The organism is Pantoea sp. PGP6, assembly GCF_053474785.1.
In genome coordinates, this window is the sequence record NZ_JBQBMA010000001.1 from 1,108,938 (window position 1) to 1,129,040 (window position 20,103).

The 20,103-nt window shown below is 56.7% G+C and carries 20 protein-coding genes; 5 read left to right on the top strand and 15 right to left on the bottom strand.

Annotation, left to right across the window (positions count from 1 at the left end; all coding sequences use genetic code 11):
- Positions 1-112: 112 nt before the first annotated feature.
- Together ACLIBF_RS05350 and trxC are read right to left on the bottom strand one after the other, a co-directional pair.
- Entirely contained in the window at positions 113-790 is a 678-nt protein-coding gene (locus tag ACLIBF_RS05350) for a tRNA-uridine aminocarboxypropyltransferase (protein ID WP_046288155.1), read from the bottom strand.
- An 81-nt stretch (positions 791-871) separates the two neighbouring features.
- Positions 872-1,291: a thioredoxin TrxC gene (gene trxC, locus ACLIBF_RS05355; protein ID WP_031376449.1), complete on the bottom strand. Its 420-nt coding sequence runs from the start codon at positions 1,289-1,291 to the stop codon at positions 872-874.
- Between the two features lie 158 nt (positions 1,292-1,449).
- Here trxC and ACLIBF_RS05360 point away from each other — a divergent pair, with 158 nt between their 5' ends.
- A complete protein-coding gene (locus ACLIBF_RS05360; protein ID WP_089562477.1) occupies positions 1,450-2,631 on the top strand; it encodes a tRNA/rRNA methyltransferase in 1,182 nt (393 codons plus the stop codon).
- 37 nt (positions 2,632-2,668) lie between these two features.
- Here ACLIBF_RS05360 and emrB read toward each other — a convergent pair whose 3' ends face one another.
- The 12 genes from emrB to ACLIBF_RS05420 form a co-directional block, all read right to left on the bottom strand.
- Positions 2,669-4,204 (bottom strand): multidrug efflux MFS transporter permease subunit EmrB, encoded by a 1,536-nt coding sequence (gene emrB, locus ACLIBF_RS05365; RefSeq protein ID WP_031376451.1) that lies wholly within the window; start codon positions 4,202-4,204, stop codon positions 2,669-2,671.
- Between the two features lie 16 nt (positions 4,205-4,220).
- Positions 4,221-5,393 carry a multidrug efflux MFS transporter periplasmic adaptor subunit EmrA gene (gene emrA, locus ACLIBF_RS05370; RefSeq protein ID WP_031376452.1) on the bottom strand — a complete coding sequence of 391 codons (1,173 nt, stop codon included), beginning with the start codon at positions 5,391-5,393 and terminating at the stop codon, positions 4,221-4,223.
- A 150-nt stretch (positions 5,394-5,543) separates the two neighbouring features.
- Positions 5,544-6,074 carry a transcriptional repressor MprA gene (gene mprA / locus ACLIBF_RS05375; protein WP_031376453.1) on the bottom strand — a complete coding sequence of 177 codons (531 nt, stop codon included), beginning with the start codon at positions 6,072-6,074 and terminating at the stop codon, positions 5,544-5,546.
- A gap of 306 nt (positions 6,075-6,380) precedes the next feature.
- Positions 6,381-7,568, bottom strand: coding sequence for an MFS transporter (locus tag ACLIBF_RS05380; protein WP_279810586.1), 1,188 nt, complete (start codon positions 7,566-7,568; stop codon positions 6,381-6,383).
- 147 nt (positions 7,569-7,715) lie between these two features.
- Complete coding sequence (gene proX, locus ACLIBF_RS05385) at positions 7,716-8,714, bottom strand: glycine betaine/L-proline ABC transporter substrate-binding protein ProX (protein ID WP_279810584.1); 999 nt, start codon at positions 8,712-8,714, stop codon at positions 7,716-7,718.
- Positions 8,715-8,775: 61 nt separating this feature from the next.
- On the bottom strand, positions 8,776-9,870 hold the full coding sequence (proW, locus tag ACLIBF_RS05390) for a glycine betaine/L-proline ABC transporter permease ProW (RefSeq protein WP_279810582.1): 1,095 nt from the start codon (positions 9,868-9,870) through the stop codon (positions 8,776-8,778).
- Positions 9,867-11,063, bottom strand: coding sequence for a glycine betaine/L-proline ABC transporter ATP-binding protein ProV (gene proV / locus ACLIBF_RS05395; RefSeq protein ID WP_279810580.1), 1,197 nt, complete (start codon positions 11,061-11,063; stop codon positions 9,867-9,869). The genes proW and proV overlap by 4 nt, the downstream gene beginning before the upstream one ends.
- Positions 11,064-11,565: 502 nt before the next feature.
- Positions 11,566-12,525 carry a class 1b ribonucleoside-diphosphate reductase subunit beta gene (nrdF, locus tag ACLIBF_RS05400; RefSeq protein WP_046288156.1) on the bottom strand — a complete coding sequence of 320 codons (960 nt, stop codon included), beginning with the start codon at positions 12,523-12,525 and terminating at the stop codon, positions 11,566-11,568.
- Positions 12,526-12,533: 8 nt separating this feature from the next.
- Entirely contained in the window at positions 12,534-14,672 is a 2,139-nt protein-coding gene (nrdE, locus tag ACLIBF_RS05405; protein ID WP_084227935.1) for a class 1b ribonucleoside-diphosphate reductase subunit alpha, read from the bottom strand.
- Positions 14,642-15,055, bottom strand: coding sequence for a class Ib ribonucleoside-diphosphate reductase assembly flavoprotein NrdI (gene nrdI, locus ACLIBF_RS05410; RefSeq protein ID WP_031376458.1), 414 nt, complete (start codon positions 15,053-15,055; stop codon positions 14,642-14,644). Before nrdI ends, nrdE begins: the two co-directional genes overlap by 31 nt.
- 4 nt (positions 15,056-15,059) lie before the next feature.
- The gene (locus ACLIBF_RS05415; RefSeq protein ID WP_069729696.1) at positions 15,060-15,302 is read right to left on the bottom strand and encodes a redoxin NrdH; all 243 of its coding nucleotides are present in this window, start codon (positions 15,300-15,302) and stop codon (positions 15,060-15,062) included.
- Between the two features lie 302 nt (positions 15,303-15,604).
- Positions 15,605-15,922, bottom strand: coding sequence for a DUF883 family protein (locus ACLIBF_RS05420; protein ID WP_031376460.1), 318 nt, complete (start codon positions 15,920-15,922; stop codon positions 15,605-15,607).
- Positions 15,923-16,075: 153 nt separating this feature from the next.
- On the opposite strand from ACLIBF_RS05420, the gene ACLIBF_RS05425 reads away from it, so the two are divergent.
- The 4 genes from ACLIBF_RS05425 (at position 16,076) to ACLIBF_RS05440 (ending at position 19,399) form a co-directional block, all read left to right on the top strand.
- On the top strand, positions 16,076-16,411 hold the full coding sequence (locus ACLIBF_RS05425) for a DUF2002 family protein (RefSeq protein ID WP_031376461.1): 336 nt from the start codon (positions 16,076-16,078) through the stop codon (positions 16,409-16,411).
- Between the two features lie 136 nt (positions 16,412-16,547).
- A complete protein-coding gene (gene mmuP, locus ACLIBF_RS05430; protein WP_069729695.1) occupies positions 16,548-17,957 on the top strand; it encodes an S-methylmethionine permease in 1,410 nt (469 codons plus the stop codon).
- Positions 17,947-18,882, top strand: a complete 936-nt coding sequence (mmuM, locus tag ACLIBF_RS05435) for a homocysteine S-methyltransferase (protein WP_031376462.1) — start codon at positions 17,947-17,949, stop codon at positions 18,880-18,882. Before mmuP ends, mmuM begins: the two co-directional genes overlap by 11 nt.
- Positions 18,883-18,979: 97 nt before the next feature.
- Positions 18,980-19,399: a hypothetical protein gene (locus tag ACLIBF_RS05440; RefSeq protein ID WP_031376463.1), complete on the top strand. Its 420-nt coding sequence runs from the start codon at positions 18,980-18,982 to the stop codon at positions 19,397-19,399.
- On the opposite strand, the gene speG is transcribed toward ACLIBF_RS05440, so the two are convergent.
- The gene (gene speG, locus ACLIBF_RS05445; protein ID WP_009088567.1) at positions 19,400-19,945 is read right to left on the bottom strand and encodes a spermidine N1-acetyltransferase; all 546 of its coding nucleotides are present in this window, start codon (positions 19,943-19,945) and stop codon (positions 19,400-19,402) included.
- Positions 19,946-20,103: the final 158 nt, after the last annotated feature.

Here is a 20,103-nt window from a genome sequence, read left to right on the forward strand (position 1 = left end):
CGTGATTGTAAACGCTTTTTCCCGTCAGTGCTTTCGGGCAGATCGCAGGCTGAGCATCAGGATCACTATGAGGGATCGATTAACCGATCGGCCCGCTGACTGACTGCATCGCTTACGTGGAGGGTGCGTGATGCGGCTTGCCCGCCAGATAGGCGGCGCGGAACTGTTCAAAATGGCGCGATAAAGCCTGAGCTGCCTGACTATCGCCCGCCTGCTCCAGCAGTGCCGCCGCCACTTCAGCGGTACAGTGCTGGCCAACGCCGTGCGCCTCGCGCAGCGTATAGCGCGACGGGGCGGTGACCGTCAGCGACATCACCGGTAAGGCGTCGAGCCACGGACTTTTGCGGAACATTTTGCGCGCTTCGGTCCAGGTGCCGTCCAGCATGATAAACAGCGGCGGTTTACCGCTCAAAGGCGGCGCGGTCAGCACTTCGCGATCGGCGTCGGCATAGGCGGCCGGGAACACCACCAGCGGCTGGTAATCAGGATTGCGTACCGCGTCGAGCAGCAGCGGATCCGGCTCGGTGCGCGACCAGCCAAACGCCTGGGTATCGGGCAGGATATCGGCAATCAGGCGGCCGGTATTACTCGGCTTCATCGGCTCGGTATCAAACATTACCAGGCAAAAGCGGCTGCGCGCCGTTTGCGGCACGATATCACTGCACAGACAGTTCTTCTCAGGCAGCAGACAGCCCTGGCAGCGTAACACGCGATTGCCGCGCGCAAGGAAAGGGCGGGTGGCACGGGCGAGGCGTTGGGTGCGCAAGCGCAAAACAGCATTATCAGACATGAGTATTCAGGGCAGGAAAAACCACAGTGTAATCGAAGCGCCGCCGAAAAGGAAAAGGCCAGCAGAGCTGGCCTTAGCGGATTACAGTGACTCGTCCAGCCACTCGTTGAACGGCGCTTTGGGCATCGCGCCATTCAGCATGTCAACCATCTCACCGTTCTTAAACAGCATAATGGTCGGGATGCTGCGAATGCGAAAACGGCTGCTGAGTGCCGGTTCGGCCTCGGTATTCACTTTAATAAAGCGCACCTTACCGCTGCGTTCGCTAGCAACCTCTTTAAATACCGGCGCAAAGTTGACGCAGGGACCACACCACGGCGCCCAGAAGTCGACGACCACCGGCAAATCATCCTGCAGAAACTTGTCTAAGGTGGTCGCGGTCGCGCTCACCACTTCGCCATCAAATAATCCATTTCCACAGCGACCACATTTTGCGCCTTCGGCAAGCCGTTCTTCCGGAACGCGATTGGTTGCCTGGCAGGAAGCGCATACCGTATTCATAGAAACCTCTGATATTGGAATGTGTCAGTCTGGTAATATTGTCCATTATGAAAGGGGGCGAATGCCCTCTCAATCTGGATCGCTCTATAGGTTCAATAGTTGATAGCTAAGCGCCAGCACATCAGGTAATCTGCGCGCTCTCAATGCAGGAGGAACATATGAACGACGAATTTAAAGGCAAAAGCGGCAAGGTCAAAGTGATGTACGTGCGTGGCGAAGATGATAAGAGCGCGGGTGCGCCAAATCCTCGTACCGGCAAAGGTGGCCGTCCCGCTGCCCGTCAGGATGATAATCGTCGTTCTTCTGGCCCCCGCACTGAACGTAATGAAGAGGGCGGACGCTCTGCTGGCCGTCGTAGTGATAACGGTGCCCGCAGCGGTTCTGCCCGTCGCGATGAGGGCGGCCGTGGTGCGCCACGCCGTAGCGGTGAAGGTGCAGGCCGCCGCAACGAGCGCGCAGAGGATAATCGCGGCGCTTTCAGCAACAGCGACTCGCCGTGGCGTACCGTTTCTCGTGCCCCGTCAGAGCGTCCTGCTGCGACCGAAAGTGATAAGCCCGATCACGGTGGCATCAGCGGTAAGAGCTTTGTCGATCCCGAGCAGATCCGTCGTCAGCGTATGGAAGAGACGCGCGTCTATGGCGAGAACGCCTGTCAGGCACTGTTCCAGAGCCGTCCGGAAGCGATTGTGCGCGCCTGGTTTATTCAGGAAGTGACACCGCGTTTCCGCGAAGCGCTGCGCTGGCTGGCGGCGAACCGCAAAGCTTACCACGTGGTCGAAGATGCGGAGATCACCAAAGCCTCCGGCACTGAGCATCATGGCGGCGTCTGCTTCCTGATCAAAAAGCGCATGGGTATGGCCGTGTCAGAATGGCTGAGCCAGGCGAGCGCCAAAGATTGCGTGCTGGCGCTGGAAGATGTCAGCAACCCGCACAACCTCGGCGCGATCATGCGTAGCTGCGCGCATTTCGGCGTGAAAGGTCTGCTGGTCAACGATGCCTCACTGCTGGAGTCAGGTGCAGCGGTGCGTACTGCTGAAGGCGGCGCGGAACACGTGCAGGCCATCAGCGGCGCGACCTTCAGTGAAGGTCTGGAAGCGTTCCGTAAAGCCGGTTACACCATCGTGACGACCTCCAGCCATCAGGGTACGCCGCTGGCGAAAGCGGAACTGCCGGCCAAAATGGTGCTGGTGCTGGGCCAGGAACGTGAAGGTCTGTCTGACAGCGCCTTCCAGCAGGGTGACATCAGCGTGTCGATTGGCGGTACCGGCAACGTTGAAAGCCTCAACGTTTCGGTAGCGACCGGCGTGCTGCTCGCCGAATGGTGGCGTCAGAACGCATAAAAAAAACGGGCCGAAAGGCCCGTTTTGCTGTCTGAGATTAGTGCGCGCCACCGCCACCGCCGCCAGCACCAAACGGCGGACGGGCAAACCAAATCAGTATCAGCAGGATCAGGAACACCCCCGCCGACGCCCAGAAAATCTCATTTGCCGAGATAATCAGTCCCTGATTGGTTATCTGCTGGGCGATATATGCTGACGCCTGCTGCTGCGTCATTCCCATACTTTCCAGCTGGCTGTACATCTGTTGTGAATTAACGTTGTACGGCGTAATCGACTCGGCCAGATAACTATGATGCATCGACTCGCGATCGGTCCACATGGTCGTGGTGATCGAGGTACCAATCGAGCCGGCCAGCGTACGGACAAAGTTAGACAGGCTGGACGCCGCCGCCAGTCGCTCCGGTGCTAAGCCTGACAGCGTAATGGTGGTCAGTGGCATAAAGAAGCAGGCCACCGCAAAGCCCTGAATAAACTGCGGCCAGGCCGATGCACCAAAATCCATCCCCGGTTCAAAGGTGTAAGCGCGCCAGTAGAAGCAGACGGCATACATAATGAAGCTGAAGGTGACCAGCCGCCGCATATCGAGTTTATGGGCGAAACGACCAATAATTGGCGACAGGATCACCGGCAAAATCCCCACCGGTGCCGAGGCCAGTCCGGCCCAGGTCGCGGTGTAGCCGTAGACCTCCTGCAGCAGCTGCGGCAACAGCACGATCGAGCCGAAGTAGAGCATGTAAGCCAGACTGATCGATAAGCAGCCGATGGTGAAGTTTCGCGACTTAAACAGCGACAGATCGACAATCGGGTGGTCGTCGGTCAGCTCCCACACCAGCAGCACCGCCAGTGCAATCACTGCCACCACCGCCAGAACGATGATCTCGGTGGAACTGAACCAGTCCAGCTCCTTACCGCGGTCCAGCATCACCTGCAGGCAGCCAATCCCGACCACCAGCAACACCAGTCCGACCATATCGATCGGACGGATTTCAGTTTTGGTTTCCCGGCCACGCAGGGTTTGCAGCGTCAGCATCACCACCACCGCGCCAATCGGCACGTTGATGAAGAAGATCCAGCCCCAGTGATAGTTATCACTGATCCAGCCGCCGAGTATCGGGCCGCAGATCGGGGCCACAATCACCGTCATCGCCCATAGCGACAGAGCGATACTGCGTTTGGCCGGAGGATAGTTGCTCAGCAGCAGACTTTGCGACAGCGGGATCAGCGGACCGGCAACGATCCCCTGCAGCACGCGGAAGAAAATCAGCATCTCAAGGCTGTCTGACATGCCGCACGCCCACGAGGCGATGGCAAACAGAATGGTAGCCCAGGTGAACAACTTCACTTCACCGATGCGTTTTGCCAGCCAGCCGGTAATCGGAATCGAAATGGCGTTGGCGACGCCAAACGAGGTGATTACCCAGGTGCCCTGCGAGTTCGAGGCACCGAGGTTACCGGCGATAGTGGGGATGGCCACGTTGGCGATGGTCGAGTCCAGGACCTGCATGAACGTCGCCAGCGACAGCGCAATGGTCATTAAGACCAGCGGCATCCCTTCAAGCGGTTTTTGTGCCATTACAGCCTCCGCGTCATCATCCGGCGTTGGCGCGGACGATATCGGTGATCAGCTGATTGACCGGTGCAAGGTCAATCGCCAGCGCATTGCTGCTGTAAGCCGCCTGCTGACGCACGCTGGTCGCCAGGGTGCTGCCCTCTGTGCTGGTGGTATCGATTTTCACCAGCGTCGACAGACCAATACGCAGCGGATGCTTCTCGATATCCTGCGGGTTAAGCTCGATACGAACCGGCAGACGCTGAACCACTTTGATCCAGTTACCGGTGGCGTTCTGGGCTGGCAGCAGCGAGAACGCGCTGCCGGTGCCCATATCTAACCCGACCACTTTGCCATGATAAACCACGTCGTCGCCGTAGATATCAGCCACCACCGTGGCCGGTTGGCCGATGCGCACGCCCGCCAGCTGGGTCTCTTTAAAGTTGGCGTCGATCCACAGATTGGTCGCCGGCACCACCGCCAGCAGCGGTGTGCTGGTGGAGATTTGCGAACCTACCTGCACGCTACGACGTGAGACAAAACCGTCCATCGGGCTGCGGATCTCAGTACGCTGCAGCGCCAGCCAGGCGTCACGCAGTTCAGCGGCGCTCTGTTTAACCGCTGGCTGGTTCTCCAGCGAGGTATTGAGGATCATCGCCTGATTGGCGTTGTATTGCTGTACCGCCACGTCCAGCTCAGCTTTGGCAGAAGCCACGGCATCACGGGCGTGCTGTAACTCTTCACGGCCAATCAGATTCGAGGCACCCAGCGGCTCACGGCGCTTCAGATCCGCTTCTGCCTGAGCCAGCGCCGTCTGACGTAAGGTGATAGTGGCCTGATACTGCTTCGCGTTAATCATCAGCTGATGCGTCTGACGTACGCTGGTGGCCAGTGCGGTCTGTGCTTTTTCAAACGCCTGTTCCGCATCGGTTTTATCCAGCGAAACCAGCACATCGCCTTTTTTAACGAAGTCGGTATCTTCAAACCAGACTTTGTTCACGCTACCGGAAACCTGTGCCATCACCTGAACCTGGTTACCTGCAACGTAAGCGTCATCGGTCTCCTGAAAATGGCGCAGCACCAGGAACCAGTAGACGCCCCAGGCAATCCCAATCAGCACAAAGATCAGCGCCAGCACGATGAGCACACCTTTGCGCTTCTTCTTTTTGTTAGCTGACGGTTGCGGGCTTTGTGCTTCTGCCGTTGCACTCATGTCTTTCTCCACGTTTTCCATTTAGTCGGGATGCAGCAATCCATTCCCGCAAGTGCCCGAGTCGAAAAAGCCAGCGACTGAGCGCTGGCCGGATAAAAAAGGAAATTAAAATAACGGTTTCGACAGGTGATTGTGTCGCACTTCTTGCTATTAGCGGGACAGCGAGGCGATCAACTGATCTTCGTCCATTTTATCGAGGCGGTTAAGTAACTTACGGGTGATACCTTCCAGCTGGGACTTCTCATCGACCGACAGTGACGACCAGAGATATTGCAGGCTCTGGTGCTGAGGCGGCAGCAGCTGACGTAAGAACTCATTGCCTTTTTCGGTCAGGTGCAGGTGCAGACAGCGGCGGTCATGATCGCTTTCACGACGCTCGATCCAGCCGCGTTTTTCCAGCTCATCAGCAATCCGTGTCGCGTTGGTACGTGATGACCCCAGGGCGGAGCTCAGCTCTGACGGCTGAATACTCTGGTTCTCCTGTGCATCCAGCGTAATCAATGCCATGAACAGGGTTTCGTTGATTCCCTGTGCCTTCAGCATCTTGTTGCGGTTGTCCAGCAGTTTACCCTGCATGTGCATACAGAGACGCGTCAGGATAATTTCCTGTAACGGAAAATCCTTATGGCGATTGGCACGGATGTTTAGCATCTGCTCAATGGGAGTAAACGAACTTTCCATTAAAAAAACCTCACTAATTGCAACTTGTATAATAACTATGGTGACAGATTAAGCGTAGTCACATTTTCGGCAGGTGAGTAGGGCTACGGTCACGCTGCCACCATCTGGCGATTCCAGGCCAATCCGTGGCCCTGGGTTAAAAAACCCGTACGCCCGGCGACAGCGAATGCGCCGGGACGTGATCAAGAAAAGGTGTCGAATTTAATAATTTCGCGAGGAAAAATAACTGAAGTGAATAGGTTTATCACTAACCATAACAAACCTAACCATATGTGACCAGACTCAATCAGCTGTCCGGCCTGCGCTTCAGCTCATTTTCGCTTGCTCATACTGCTGTCCGTTAAACCAAATCAACAAGTTAATCAGCGTCAGGACAGCGCCTGCGCTACATACGCCGTACCAGCCGGACAGATGGTAGGCGGTGGCGGAAAGCAGCGAACCCGCTGCGCCGCCAATAAAATAGCTGGTCATGTAACCGGCATTAAGGCGGTTACGCGCGTCCGGCATCTGGGCATAAATCACACTTTGATTGGTGATATGTACCGCCTGCACCGCCAGATCCAGCAGCAGAATGCCGACGATCAGGGCCGCAAGAGAGTGGGCACCGAGGGCAATCGCGATCCACGACAGCAGCATAATCAGCAAACCGACGCGGGTAGTGAGCTTCGCTTTACCTTTATCTGCCAGCGAACCCGCCTGACGTGCTGCCAGCGCGCCGGCGGCACCCACCAGTCCCAGCAGACCAATTTCGCCCTCTGAAAAGTGATAAGGCGCGGCTGAAAGCAAAAAGGCCATCGAGGTCCAGAGCAGGCTGAAGTTGGCAAACGAGAGGCAGCCGGTCCAGGCGCGGGTACGGATCACCCGATTGCCGGCGTAGAGCCTGAAAATCGACGCCAGCAGCTGACGGTAACTCATCGTTACCGACACGCTGACGCGCGGCAGGAAGCGCCACAACGCCAGCGCCATCACGGCCATTAACAGGCTGGCGGTCCAGTAGACCGTACGCCAGCCGCCAAGTTGCGCCAGCCCGCCAGAGACGGTGCGCGCCAGCAAAATACCCAGCAGCAGCCCGCTCATTACCGTGCCGACAATTTTGCCGCGCCGCTCCGGCTCAGCCAGCGTTGCTGCCAGCGGCACCAGTATTTGCGCCGCCACCGAGAACAGACCGGTCATCAGCGTACCGAGCAGCAAAAACAGGAAAGAGCGGGAGAGGGCGATAATGACCATACCCGCCGCAGCCAGCAGGATCATGGTCACGATCAGGTTGCGTCGTTCGAATCGGTCACCGAGCGGCACCAGCAGCAGTAATCCACAGGCATAGCCCAGTTGCGCGGTGGTAACGATAAAACCGGCGAGGCTGACTGAGAGATCGAACTGGTGAGCAATGGTACTGAGCAAGGGCTGAACGTAGTAATTGCTGGCAACGGACAGCCCGGTGGCTACCGACATCAACAATACTAAAGCAGGCGTCAGACCCTGACGGGATGCATTCATAAACAACAACGGCAGCTAATAATCATAAGAGGTTAATAATAACTCAAAAAACTATTTCACACGCATCTTTATTAACAGGCCATACCAGTGTGTTTAACAGATACAAAAAAGGGCGGAAAAGATCCGCCCGGCAGGAAACGACAGAACTTACTGCGCAGCAGCCTGGGCGTCACTGACCCATTTATCAAATTCGGCCTGGTGTGCTTTAATCCAGCCGTCGACGTGACCATTGATCGCCTCTTCTGACGACTGGCCGGCATGCATCGCGGCGTTTTCAGCATTGATATCTGCCAGCGGCAGTTTCATTTCAGCGAACAGTCTGGCCGCCGCCGGGTTTTTCTCAGCCCAGGCTTTGTTGGCCACAATGTGCATGGTATTCACCGGGAAGCCGTAGTTCGCGCCGTTAGGCAGTTTGGTATCGACATTTTTCTGCTCGCCCGGCATTGAGGAGAACGGCACCTGCAGCCAGGTGACATCGCGGCCCGGCTTCATCACATCGCTGACCCAGTAAGGCGTCCAGGTGTAATAGAGGATAGGTTTAGCCTGCTTAAAGCGGGTAATGGTGTCAGCAATCATGGCGGAATAGTTGCCCTGATTGTGTTCAACGGTTTTGCTCAGGCCAAACGCCTCGATCTGATGATTAATCACCGCTTCACAGCCCCAGCCTGGGGTACAACCGGTCAGGTCCGCTTTGCCGTCACCGTTGGTATCAAACAGCGCGGCGATTTTAGGATCCTTTAACTGCTCAATATTGGTGATGTGATACTGATCGGCGGTTTTTTTGTCGATCAGGTAGCCCTGGGCGGCGCCGGTGACGAATGTGCCCTGACGGTAGAACTTCGCATCACCGCCGGCGGCTTTATACATATCATCGTGCAGCGGCTGCCAGTTAGTGGCAATAAAGGTCGCATCGCCGGCCGCTATCGTGGTGTAGCCAACGTTGTAATCCACTTCACTCGGTTTTTCGACCTGATAACCGAGCTTTTCCAGCGCCCGGCTGACAATCAGGGTCTGAAAAGTCTCTTCAGAAATGGTGCTCTGAATCGGTTTCACCGTAATCCCTTTGCCGGGCAGAGCGGCTGCAGAAACCTGTGAAACGGCAAAGGTGGCTAACACGGCGGCCAGCAGAGGAGCTGTCTTGCGCATAGTAATTCCTTATTTTTTCGATTGTAGCGGAGCGGGCGACACGCGGGTGCCGCCCGAAAACTCATTTCTTACGAAACGGGGAGAGGATCAGACCAATCGGGCCGCTGTGGTACCAGTGACGGTTGCCACGGCTGCGGTTATCGCGACCAAAGGATTGGGTCAGACGGTCGAGAATGATGGCGAGGATCACGATGCCGACGCCGCCGACCGTTGCCAGTCCCATATCGAGACGGCCAATGCCGCGCAGTACCATCTGGCCGAGTCCGCCGACGGCAATCATCGAGGCAATGACCACCATCGACAGCGCCAGCATCAGCGTCTGGTTAACGCCAGCCATAATGGTCGGCATCGCCAGCGGCAACTGCACTTTAAACAGCAGCTGGCGCGGACTGGCACCGAACGATTCGCTCGCTTCGATCAGGTCAGCGGGCACCTGCTTAATCCCAAGAATGGTCAGACGAACAATCGGCGGCAGGGCGAAGATAATCGTCACCACTACGCCAGGCACGTTGCCGATACCAAACAGCATCACGATCGGCACCAGATAGACGAAGGCGGGCGTGGTCTGCATCGCATCCAGCAGCGGCCGGATAATACGCGCGGCGCGCTGACTGCGGGCCAGCCAGATCCCCAGCGGCAGACCGATCAGAATACAGAACAGCAGCGCGGTAAGGACCAGCGCCAGCGTCACCATCGCCTGCGACCAGGCACCAATCGCGCCAATCAGCACCAGCGAAATCAGCGTGGCAATTCCCATCGCCGGGCTGGCGATCTGCCAGGCGATCAGCGCGAAGACCAGAATGGCAACCGGCGCGGGCATGCCCAGCAGCAGTTGCTGAAAGGCACTGAGAATGTAATCGACCGGCACCCGAATACCCTGGAACAGCGGACGGAAATGATTTACCACCCAGTCGATACCGTCAGTGACCCAGTGATCGAGCGGAATCCAGGTTTTGTGAAACGGGTCCAGAATATTGAAGTGTTCAGGCTGGGCCGCCGGTGCGCTGTGCAGCCAGTCACTGCTGGCAGCATCCGGTGTTGCGCTGCCATCCGGCGTACCCCAGGCATCGGTGCTGCTGCTGTTGGCTGGCGCGGCCTGGCTGCTGGTGGTGGTGGCGCTGCCGCTTTCCCACGGATTGCTGGTGTCCTGACTCATGGCTGGGCTCCTTCACGATCTAATGCGCGCAACAGCGTGCTTTTGGAAATGATACCGACGTACTGATTATCCTCACCCACCACCGGCACCGCGCAGGGGGCCTGGGCAACGTGAGAGAGCAAATCGTTCAGTGAGGTATCGGCGGGGACCGCAGCCGGTGCGTCGAGCAGCGCGCTGTCTATCCCTTCGCCGGCTGCCAGCGCGGCTTTCAGCGAATCGGTGGAGACGACGCCGATGAATTTCTGCTTTTCCAGCACGTAGCCGTAATCGCGATCTTCATCCTGCAGCAGTTTGATGGCGGAGCGTGGACCGAAACCGGCAGCCTTACGGATTAGCGCGCCGGCGCTGCGACGGGCAATATCTTTGGCGCTGAAGACGTGACTGATATCCACTCCGCGGAAGAAGGTGCGCACATAGTCATTGGCCGGATTATTCAGGATTTCATCCGGGGTACCGACCTGGACCACTTCGCCGCCCTGCATAATGGCAATTCGATCGCCAATACGCATCGCTTCATCCAGATCGTGGGAAATAAAGACGATGGTACGCTGATGCCGGGCCTGTAAATTGACCAGCTCATCCTGCATCTCGGTACGAATCAACGGATCCAGCGCAGAGAAGGCTTCATCCATTAATAATATATCGGGATTAATCGCCAGCGCGCGGGCTAATCCGACGCGCTGACGCATGCCGCCGGAAAGTTCATCCGGGTAGGCGTGGGCATAATTCTCCAGCCCGACCTGACGTAACGCGTCTAATGCTTTTTCCTGCCGTTCCGCCAGCGGTACTCCGGCTAATTCCATGCCGAATGCACTATTATTTAGTACATTCATGTGCGGCATCAAAGCAAATGACTGGAATACCATGCTGATTTTATTTCTGCGCACCTCGCGCAGTTCGCTGTCGGATATTTTTGCAATATCGACACCGTCAATGATCACCTGGCCGCGTGTCGGCTCTATCAGACGATTGAGAAGGCGAACCATGGTCGATTTTCCTGAACCGGATAACCCCATGATGACGAATATCTCGCCTTCTTCAATGGCCAGACTGGCGTTCTTAACCCCGAGAGAGAGACCGGTCTTCTCAAGGATCACATCTTTGGTTGCCCCCTTTTCAATAAATTTAAATGCGCGGTCCGGATTATCGCCAAATATCTTATAGAGATTTTTTACTTCGAGTTTAATTGCCATGCAGTAATTAAATCCTGGTTGTAATATTTAATATTAATCTGTCTGTCCCACTGAAATTTGAGCAGGCCATACCGTAGCACACTGAGATCATCTGACAACCCTGCAGGCCGATATTGGCGCGCTGTCAGGCCGGTCAATGCCGATTATCGCCAGTGCTCACAAGGGATCAGCGCAGATTAATTTTTTATGAATTGAAAACGAAATTATTGGCATTCTGGCCGGATTGCCGCGCTAAAGGCGGGAAAATGACATTCGCAAACGGCAAATATTGCCAGAATAAAGACGACCGATAGCGGAAAATAATCGTCTCAGTCATCGACATTTTTTAGCAGAATAATCGCCGCTGGAAGAGAGATATTATGACAATACCGGTGCTGGCGAAAAAGGCCAATTCCGGTGAGGCGGCAGGGGCTGAATTCGTGGGGGGAAGCCGCGGCGGGCGGGCTGGGCAGGGAGATGAAACCGGCAGTACCGGGCGCAGCGTGGCAGCGCCCGGCAGGGATCAGAAGTTCCAGTCTTCGTCTTCGGTTTCGACCGCTTTTCCCATCACATAGGAGGAGCCGGAACCGGAGAAGAAATCGTGGTTTTCGTCAGCGTTCGGCGAGAGCGCCGACAGAATGGCCGGATTCACCGCCGTCAGCTCGGCCGGGAACAGCGCCTCATAACCCAGATTCATCAGGGCTTTATTGGCGTTGTAGTGTAAGAAGGTTTTCACCTCTTCAACCCAGCCGACATCGGCGTACAGCGCTTCGGTGTAGGCGACTTCGTTCTCATACAGCGCCAGCAGCAGATCGTAAGCGAACTGTTGCAGCTCTTCGCGGCGCAGATCATCCGCCGTTTCCAGCGCTTTCTGGAACTTATAACCGATGTAATAACCGTGTACCGCCTCATCACGAATAATCAGACGGATCAGATCGGCAGTGTTGGTCAGCTTACCGCGGCTTGACCAGTACATCGGCAGCCAGAAGCCGGAGTAGAACAGGAACGACTCCAGGAACACGCTGGCGATCTTCTTCTTCAGCGGGTCGTCGGCCCGGTAATGCTCAAGAATGATGCGCGCTTTATTTTGCAGCGGCGCATTCTCTTCGCTCCACTGATAGGCCGCATCGACATCCTGCGTGTTACACAGCGTCGAGAAGATCGAACTGTAGGAGCGGGCATGGACCGCCTCCATAAAGCTGATGTTCGACAGCACCGCCTCTTCGTGTGGCGTCAGCGCATCATCCATCAGGCCCGGCGCACCAATCACATTCTGAATGGTATCGAGCAACGTCAGGCCGGTGAAAACCCGGATAGTCAGTTGCTGTTGCTGAGCATCCAGCGTCTGCCAGGCGGGCAGATCGTTGGAGAGCGGCACCTTTTCCGGTAGCCAGAAGTTGCTGGTCAGGCGGTTCCAGACCTCAAGATCTTTATCATCCTGAATCCGGTTCCAGTTAATCGCTTGAATTTGTTTTAGTTGCATAGTTTTTATCACAGCGCGCAGGAGACGCAGCCCTGAACCTCTGTGCCTTGTAGCGCCATCTGGCGCAGTCGGATGTAATAGAGTGTTTTGATGCCTTTTTTCCACGCGTAAATCTGCGCTTTGTTGATGTCACGGGTGGTGACGTCATCGCGGAAGAACAGCGTCAGCGACAGGCCCTGATCGACGTGCTGCGTGGCTTCGGCGTAGGTATCAATAATCGCTTCCGGCCCAATCTGATACGCATCCTGATAGAGATCGAGATTGTCATTGGTCATAAACGGCGCGGGATAATAGACGCGACCGGTTTTACCCTCTTTACGGATCTCAATGCGTGACACGATCGGATGAATGCTGGAGGTGGCATGGTTGATGTACGAGATCGAACCGGTCGGCGGAATCGCCTGCAGGTTCTGATTAAACAGACCGTGCTGCATTACCGCCTCACGCAGCGCCTGCCAGTCCGCCTGGGTCGGCAGCGTAATACCGGCATCAGCAAACAGTTGCGCTACCCGTTCGGTGCGCGGACGCCATGCCTGCTGAACGTATTTATCGAAGTAGCGGCCGCTGGCGTACTGCGAATCAGCAAAACCGTCAAAGCGCTGCTGCCGTTCCCGCGCCAGCTGGTTAGAGGTGCGCAACGCATAGTAGGTGATGCAATAGAAGTAGAGATTGGTGAAGTCCAGCGCTTCCGGTGAACCGTAGGCCATGCCTTCGCGCGCCAGATAGCCGTGCAGGTTCATCTGGCCGAGGCCAATCGCATGTGAGCGGCGGTTACCTTCAGCCACTGACGGCACCGAGCCGATCTCGCTCATCATGGAGACGGCGGTGAGGGCGCGGACCGCCACATCGACAGTGCGGGCCAGGTCACGCGAATCCATGGCGTGGGCAATATTCAGCGAACCGAGGTTACAGGAGATATCTTTGCCGATCCGGCGATAGCTGAGGTCGTCAAAATACTCACTGGCGCTGTTTACCTGCAGGATTTCGGAGCACAAGTTACTCATATTGATGCGGCCGGCGATCGGGTTACTGCGGTTCACGCTGTCTTCAAACATGATGTAAGGGTAGCCCGACTCGAACTGGATTTCGGCCAGCGTCTGGAAGAAGTCGCGCGGCTGAATATAGGTTTTACGGATGCGCTCATCCGCCAGCATCTCGTCATATTTTTCGCTGATGCTAATGTCGCCAAACGCCTGACCGTAGATACGCTCCACGTCATAGGGTGAGAACAGCGCCATTGGCTTGTTCTCTTTCGCCAGCTGGAAGGTGATATCGGGGATCACCACGCCAAGCGACAGGGTTTTAATGCGGATCTTCTCATCGGCATTTTCACGTTTGGTGTCGAGAAAACGGAAAATATCGGGATGGTGAGCGTTGAGCCACACCGCGCCCGCGCCCTGACGCGCACCGAGCTGATTGGCGTAGGAGAAGGCATCTTCCAGCATTTTCATCACCGGTATTACTCCCGATGACTGATTTTCGATGCGTTTGATCGGTGCGCCTGATTCGCGCAGGTTCGACAGCAGGAAAGCGACGCCGCCGCCGCGCTTCGACAGCTGTAGCGCCGAGTTCACCGCGCGGCCAATCGACTCCATATTGTCTTCAATACGCAGCAGGAAGCAGGAGACCAGTTCGCCGCGCTGCTGCTTACCGCAGTTAAGGAAGGTCGGCGTGGCAGGCTGGAACCGGCCGCTGAGCATCTCTTCCAGCAGTGAACGTGCCAGGCTTTCATCACCCTGCGCCAGCGTCAGCGCGACCATACAGGCCCGCTGCTCAAAGCTTTCGAGGTAACGTTTGCCGTCAAAGGTTTTCAGCGTGTAGCTGGTGTAGTACTTCCAGGCACCGAGAAAGGTTTTGAATTCAAAGCCCCAATTTTCCGCCACAGCATGCAGTTCAAGCAGGAAGTCAAAATGGTACTGATTCAGCACCCCGGCTTCGTAATAGCCCTCCGCCACCAGATAGCGCAACCGCTCGGCGTTACTGGCGAAAGGCACGGTATTGGGCTGCACGTGCTGCAGGAAGAACTGACGCGTCGCTTCCCGATCCTTATCAAACTGAATCCGGCCATCGGCGTCGTACAGGTTGAGCATGGCGTTGAGCGCGTGGTAGTCCAGCGTCACGGTGTTGAGGGTATCTGTTGTTGCCAAAATTGGGTTACTCCCGCTTTAACTTTCGCGATATCGTCAGGCGTTCCCATCAGCTCAAAGCGGTAGAGACAGGGAACCTGACATTTTTTTGCAATGATGCTGCCGGCCAGGCAGTAACCGGCACCGAAGTTACGGTTACCGGCTGCGATCACCCCACGGATGCCGCGGCGGTTAGCTTCATCATTAAGAAACTGAATCACCTGACGTGGCACTGCGCCACGACTGCTGCCCCCGCCATAGCTCGGCACCACCAGAATGTAAGGCTGGTCGGTGTGCAGTGACTGTTTAGCATCGAGCGGGATGCGCCGGGCCGGTAAGCCCAGGCGCAGGATGAACCGGTGGGTGTTTTCCGACTGGCTGGAAAAATAGACCAGTGGGAACATCGCTTTACCCTCCGACAGCGGCGAGCTGGCGCAGCGAGGCGATTTTGTCCGGACGGAAGCCGCTCCAGTGATCGTCATCCGCCATCACCACCGGCACCTGGCGGTACCCCAGTGATTTCAGGTTGTCGATCGCCTCTGGCTGGCTGTCCAGGTTGATCAGCTGATAGGCAATACCCTGCCGATCCAGCGCGTTTTTGGTAGCGTTGCACTGGACACAATTATCTTTAGTGTAAATAATAATGCGCATGATTCGTATTTCCCTCTGTATGCGGAGCGGATGCCGGGAAACGAAGCAGGCACCGCAGGTGGCGGGCTTCGTTCAATGGGACATCGGGCGTCGTGCTGATGAGCTAAATACTAGATGTAGTGTTTTGCAGGGTCAAGCCCACCAGATATAGGGTTTTGCGATTTGCATTTGCATCAGCGGGGCAAAGCCAGTGGCGATGCGCCTTCAGGGGCAGGAAATTGATTTGTAAATTTTAACGTTCAAAAAATGGACATAAAAAAGCCCCGCACGGGGCGAGGCTCGGATGATATGAGGCGGTGCGCTTAGCGGCGTGAAGCCAGCAGCACGCCGAATACCAGACCAATGGCGGCACCGACGCCGACACCGTGCCATGGTTTGTCATGCACATAGGTATCAACCTGCGCGCCAGCGTCACGGGCAACCTGAGCCACACGGTTGCTGCCGCCGTTCAGTCGTGCGCGCGTCTGCTTCAACAACGCTTCTGCCTGGCTGCGTGCGGAATCTACTTCATCTTTAGCATCGCTGCCGTAAGATTTCAGCAGTGCTTCAAGTGAATCAGCGAGTTCGTTAACATCCTGATTGATATCAATGTCATCGTTTTTTACGGTTCGATTAAACATTTTTTGGCTCCCTTTGATTTAAAACGTAATACTTAGTGTAGACGACCTTGCGATAAACGAGACGCGAGAATGGGCTTTAGGGAAAATTCCGAATGCCCACTCTGTCATGCTGAGGTAAGGTTGCGAAGCTTTTGAAAGAGGAGAGGATCGAGCATGTATTTACGACCAGATGAGGTAGCGCGCGTACTGGAAAAAGCGGGTTTCGAAGTGGATGAGATCACCCCACGGGCTTATGGTTATCGCCGTGGTGACAACTATGTTTATGTGAATCGCGAAGCGCGTATGGGGCGCACGGCACTGGTGATTCATCCGACACTGAAAGAGAAGAGCCAGCCGTTCGCTGAACCGGCTTCTGAAATGAAGACCTGCGATCACTACACCCAATTCCCTCTCTACCTGGCGGGTGATTCTCAGGAACATTACGGCATCCCGCACGGATTCAGTTCCCGCATGGCGCTGGAACGCTATCTACAAAGCGTTTTCGGCTAACGCATCAGGCCCCGCCGCGACGGGGCACTGAACCCATCTCCCCAATCCCACCCCCGGCAATTCATTGCAATTCACCGCTGTGACGCGTATAAAACTCTTCACTATAGATGTTTAGACGTCCATACGGATAAAAGTGATGAGTGAACAACACCCCCCCGCGCAGGATCAATTCAAACGCACCATGAAAGTGCGCCATCTGGTGATGTTATCGCTGGGCGGCGTCATCGGCACCGGGCTGTTTTTTAACACCGGCTACATCATCTCCACCACCGGCGCGGCCGGTACGCTGCTGGCCTACCTGATTGGTGCCTTAGTGGTGTGGCTGGTAATGGTCTGCCTTGGCGAACTCTCCGTGGCGATGCCGGAGACCGGCGCGTTTCACGTCTATGCGGCGCGCTATCTGAGTCCCGCCACCGGCTACACCGTGGCCTGGCTCTACTGGCTGACGTGGACCGTGGCGCTGGGCTCCAGCCTGACGGCAGCCGGCTTCTGTATGCAGTACTGGTTTCCCCAGGTGCCGGTCTGGATCTGGTGTCTGGTGTTCTGCTGTGCCATCTATCTGCTGAATGTGATCTCAACCCGCTTCTTCGCGGAAGGGGAGTTCTGGTTCTCGCTGATTAAAGTGATCACTATTATTGCCTTCATCCTGCTCGGCGGCGCCGCGATGTTCGGTTTCATCCCGATGAAAGATGGGACCCCCGCGCCCGGCTTAAGCAACCTCACCGCTCACGGCTGGCTGCCGAACGGCGTGTTGCCGATTCTGATGACCATGGTGGCGGTTAACTTCGCTTTTTCCGGCACCGAACTGATTGGTATTGCGGCGGGTGAAACCCAGCAGCCAGAGAAAGTGCTGCCGCTGGCGATCCGCACCACCGTGGCGCGGTTGATCATCTTTTTTATCGGCACGGTGTTGGTGCTGGCAGCGCTGATCCCGATGGATCAGGCCGGGATCGTCAAGAGTCCTTTTGTGCTGGTGTTTGAAAAGATCGGTGTGCCCTGGGCTGCGGATATCATCAACTTTGTCATCCTGACCGCCATTCTGTCAGCCGCCAACTCCGGTCTGTATGCATCGGGCCGCATGCTCTGGTCACTGGCGAATGAAAATACGCTGCCGCGCGCTTTTGCCCGGGTGAATAAACGAGGCGTGCCGCTGCTGGCGATCACCGTCAGCATGATTGGCGGATTGCTGGCGCTGATCTCCAGCGTGGTTGCGCCCGATACGGTATTTGTGGCGCTGTCGGCGATATCCGGCTTTGCGGTGGTCGCCGTCTGGCTCAGCATCTGCGCCTCACATTTTGTCTTCCGTCGCCGCCACCTGCAGCAGGGAAAATCTCTGGCGCAGCTGGGCTATCGCGCGCCGCTCTATCCGCTGACGCCGGTGCTCGGGTTTCTGCTCTGTCTGCTGGCCTGCATCGGACTGGCGTTCGATCCGACCCAGCGCATCGCCCTGTGGTGTGGCATTCCGTTTGTACTGTTCTGCTACGCCGCTTACCATCTGACCCATAAATCATCGCCGAAGCCTGAGGAGGCCAATGATGTCGCATAATCCTGTCGCGCAGGCGCTGTCTGAATCGCCGTTGCTGATCCTCGATGGCGCGCTGGCCACCGAACTGGAAGCGCGCGGCTGCCAGCTGGCCGATGCGCTGTGGTCAGCGAAAGTACTGATGGAAAACCCTGAGCTGATTTATCAGGTTCACTACGACTATTTTGCCGCAGGCGCCCGCTGCGCGATTACCGCCAGCTATCAGGCGACGCCGCAGGGCTTTGCCACACGCGGGCTGGATCAGGCACAGTCGCTGGCGTTGATTGCGCAGAGCGTCGAACTGGCGCGACGCGCGCGCGAAGATTATCTGGCGACACAATCTGAGGCGAAAACCTTGCTGGTGGCGGGATCGGTCGGGCCTTACGGTGCGTTTCTGGCGGATGGTTCGGAGTATCGTGGCGACTACGCGCTGCCGGAAACGGAGATGATGGCGTTTCATCGCCCGCGCATCGCAGCGCTGCTGGCGGCGGGGGCCGATCTGCTGGCCTGCGAAACCCTGCCATCGTTTGCCGAAGCGCAGGCGCTGGCAACACTGCTGACTGAATTCCCGGACAGCACTGCCTGGTTCTCATTTACGCTGCGCGACGCGGGCCACATCAGCGACGGTACGCCGTTATCCGAAGTGGTCGGCTGGCTTAACACCCAGCCGCAGGTGGTAGCGCTGGGCGTCAACTGCGTGGCGCTGGAGAGCGTGACGCCGGCGCTGCAGCAGCTGCAGCAGCTGACCGACAAGCCGCTGGTGGTCTATCCTAACTCCGGCGAACAGTATGACGCCAGCAGCAAAACCTGGCATTCGGCCCCGTCGGGCTGCACCCTGGAACACAAGCTGGATGAGTGGCAGCGGGCAGGCGCGAAGCTGATTGGCGGCTGCTGCCGTACCTCACCCAAAGACATCGCGGCTATTGCGCACGCTTGTCAACCGCAATAAGGCGGTTGAATCGGGCGATGATAGCCCGATTGAGGCGCGTGAAAAGGCGGGAAGGGCGGTTTACACTGTGCTTCCTGACCTTTTTGCGGAACCCTTCATGAAACAGCGAATTCTGGCTCTGGCCGCCGCGCTGCTGCTTAGCGGCTGCGCCACCATTGTCGGCAATGAAACCCAATCGGTACGCATCGACTCCCTGCCGCAGGGCGCGCGTTTTACCGTGCAGGATGAGCGCGGTTTCGCGGTCGCACAGGGTTTCACGCCGCAGACCGTTGAGCTGGAGAAATCCACCGGTCGCTACTTCGGCAAAAAACACTATCTGCTGATGCTGGAAAGCCCGGGCTATGTGCCGGTGACCATGCCGATCGAAGCGCGCGCCAACCTGTGGTACCTGCTGGGCAATATTCCGCTGGGCGGCTTCCCCGGCTGGCTGCTGGTCGATCCGTTCTATGGCGGCATGTACGACCTGAAGCCTGAGCACCCGCGTCCATTTATGAACCCGGTCGGCGCGCGCGGCTGATTACTGCGCGGTCGGTTTCACCATTCCGCCTGGCGTTTTGTGGCGCTCCAGATACTGATGCTGGAAAATGCACATGCGGATGGTGTTACGGTATTCTCCGTTGATAAAAAACTCATGCTTTAGCACGCCTTCAATCTCGAAGCCGAGCTTGGTATAGATGTGGATCGCTTTCTCATTCTCCTGATCGACAATCAGGTAGAGCTTATACAGGTTCAGCACCGAGAAGCCATAATCCATTGCCAGCTTTGCCGCCTGGGTCGCCAGACCTTTGCCCTGATGCGCCGGATCGATAATGATCTGAAACTCGGCGCGGCGATGCACATGATTAATCTCCACCAGCTCGACCAGCCCCGCTTTCTGCCCGTCATGCTCCACCACAAAGCGCCGTTCCGTTTGATCGTGAATGTGCTTGTTGTAAAGATCGGAGAGTTCTACAAACGCCTCATACGGCTCCTCGAACCAGTAACGCATCACGCTGGCGTTGTTATCCAGTTGATGAACAAAATGCAGATCTTCCCTTTCCAGTGGACGCAGTTTTACCGTCATGCTCTTTTCCTTTCGTTAGGCGATTGCCGCGAGTATAACGCACCAGCCTGCGGCCGCGCTGCGCTCAGTTGCACCTTAACGGTGCGCGACGGCCTCTGCTGGCGCTTCTGAAACCATTTTTCAGGCGCGTTTGGCGTTCTGGCACAGCCATTGCTTGG